Origin of the sequence: Mesorhizobium sp. M5C.F.Ca.IN.020.32.2.1 (assembly GCF_004023105.1) — a bacterium.
Classification (GTDB): domain Bacteria; phylum Pseudomonadota; class Alphaproteobacteria; order Rhizobiales; family Rhizobiaceae; genus Mesorhizobium; species Mesorhizobium wenxiniae.
In genome coordinates this window covers 1-1,976 of record NZ_RZSX01001042.1, presented here as the reverse complement: position 1 = coordinate 1,976, position 1,976 = coordinate 1, and the positions used below count along the sequence as shown (strand labels likewise).

The following is a 1,976-nucleotide window of genomic DNA, read 5'->3' as shown; positions in this document are numbered from 1 at the left end:
CCCGAAATACGTCCCAATACAGCCGGTCGAAGCCCGGCCGCACATTGTCGCCATCCTATGGTCACGTAATGACCCGCTGAGCGACACCTTCCGATCCCATTTAACGTTTGAGGTGGCCGGGTCACCCCAAAACGACCGTTCGCCAATCGATGGAAAGGAAGATCCATGCGCAAAACGATAAGTCTCGCTGCCGCCGCCACCCTCCTGCTCGCGACCGCTGCCAGCGCCCAGCAACAGCCGGCGCCGCAACCCGGCGAGCCGCCGGCTTCGCCCGCTCCCGCGGCGCCCGGCGCTCAGCCGGAAGCGCCGGCGATTCAGACCGTGAACGTCGTCGACATCGAGGAACTGCCCAAGGAAACGCAGACGAAGGTCAACGAAGTGATCGCCAAGCGCGGCGAGGACGGCCTGCAGAAATTGCGCAGCTCGATTGACGCGACGCCCCAGGTCAAATCCGCGCTCGAAGCCAAGGGACTCACCTCGGCGCAAGTGATCGCCGCCAGCATGGACACCAATGGCGCGCTGACCTTGATCACCAAGAAAGCGAGCTGACGATACGCTGTGGCGGGCCGGCACAAGGCCGGCCTGCCGCATCGGGGAGGGAACCTTCGCAGGGCAGAATACGTTTCGACTTTTTGGCGTAGAAACGAGCCTCGAAAGAGGCTCCGAGAGCGAGCGATGGCGATCACCACCTCCCCCGACACCAGATGGCTGCATATGATTGCCGCAACTGCGTTTCTCGCGGCGAGCGTTCCCCAGGCCGCGCTGAATGCGCAGGGCCTCGAAGGCCCGGATACGGTCAACAAGATCATCGGCTCGGAAGTCGGCCAGGAAGAGACCAACACGGCTGTGGAAGCCGGCAAAGTCGCCACGGCGATCGACCGGACGCGTGAAAACATCGGTACTGTGCGCAAGACATCCAAGCTCGACAAAGTCGATATCGTGTTCCTCACCGACGCGGCGCGCACGGAAGGCGGTCTGCCGCCGGCGATCGAAAGCAAGGTCGAGCAGCATCAGGACGAGATTGCGGAACTGCGCGAGGAGATCGAGGCGAACGCATTGCTGTTCAACGCCATCGACTCTCAACGCGTGCAGACCGAAGACGTTCTCGCCGTGGAATTCGATGATCCTGGAAAGGTCGTCATCTACGCAGCGGCCAAGCCGCCCAGCTGAGCCGAAACTGCTCGACGCCTTGGATCTCACAGCGCGCCCATGATCTTCTGCTGGAACCCGTAGACCTCGCGCTTGCCGCCGAGCGGCACCAAAGTGACGTCACGCTCCTGGCCGGGCTCGAAGCGCATCGCCGTGCCGGCGGCGATGTCGAGGCGCATGCCCCGCGCCTTGTCGCGATCAAATTTCAGCGCCTCATTGGTCTCGAAGAAGTGATAGTGGCTGCCGACCTGGACCGGCCGGTCGCCGCTGTTGGCCACTTTCATGGTGACGGTCGGCTGGCCCTTGTTGAGTTCGATCTCGCCGCCTGCCGTGATGATTTCGCCCGGGATCATCGCCAGCCTCACAAGACGCCGAAGATGAGGCCGGCACCGACGGCAGCACAGGCGCCGCCAGCGGCGCGGGCAAGGCCCGGGAATCTGATGCCGAGGCCAAGACCGGCAGCGAGGCCGGCGGCATGGAGCAGCGCGGTGGCGACGGCAAAGCCGGCCATATAGCCGAGCCCGCCGGCGTTTTCAGGCACCTCGATGCCATGGGCGTGACCGTGGAACAGCGCGAACAGGCCGATGATGGCGACGCCGGCCGAGACCGGAAGATCGACCGCGAGCGCGACCAGCAGTCCCAGCGCCACGACGGACGCCAGTATGCCCGGCTCGACGAACGGCACCGGCACCTGCAGCATGCCGAGCGTACCGCCCGCCAGCATGACGCCGACAAAGGCGAGCGGCCAGGCGACAACCGCCTTGCCGCCCTTGAGCGCCGCCCACAACCCGACCGCGATCATAACCGACATGTGGTCGAGCCCGGAG

Annotated in this window: 4 protein-coding genes; 2 read left to right on the top strand and 2 right to left on the bottom strand. The window is 64.8% G+C overall.

The window, feature by feature from the left end:
• The first annotated feature begins 165 nt into the window (after positions 1-165).
• Both EOA86_RS32555 and EOA86_RS32550 read left to right on the top strand, forming a co-directional pair.
• Entirely contained in the window at positions 166-549 is a 384-nt protein-coding gene (locus EOA86_RS32555; protein ID WP_127207942.1) for a hypothetical protein, read from the top strand.
• 126 nt (positions 550-675) lie between these two features.
• Positions 676-1,170 (top strand): hypothetical protein, encoded by a 495-nt coding sequence (locus EOA86_RS32550; protein ID WP_128345343.1) that lies wholly within the window; start codon positions 676-678, stop codon positions 1,168-1,170.
• 26 nt (positions 1,171-1,196) lie between these two features.
• Here the strand turns inward: EOA86_RS32550 and EOA86_RS32545 are convergent, their stop codons facing one another.
• A complete protein-coding gene (locus tag EOA86_RS32545; protein WP_128345341.1) occupies positions 1,197-1,502 on the bottom strand; it encodes an urease subunit beta in 306 nt (101 codons plus the stop codon).
• 8 nt (positions 1,503-1,510) lie between these two features.
• Positions 1,511-1,976: HupE/UreJ family protein (locus tag EOA86_RS32540; RefSeq protein ID WP_164892226.1), on the bottom strand; the 466-nt coding region annotated here is incomplete at its 5' end.

Excerpts from the sequence above, each read along its gene's own strand:
- EOA86_RS32555 (WP_127207942.1), top strand. The coding sequence starts at position 166 with ATGCGCAAAACGATAAGTCTCGCTGCCGCCGCCACCCTCCTGCTCGCG.
- EOA86_RS32550 (WP_128345343.1), top strand. The coding sequence starts at position 676 with ATGGCGATCACCACCTCCCCCGACACCAGATGGCTGCATATGATTGCC.
- EOA86_RS32545 (WP_128345341.1), bottom strand. The coding sequence starts at position 1,502 with ATGATCCCGGGCGAAATCATCACGGCAGGCGGCGAGATCGAACTCAAC.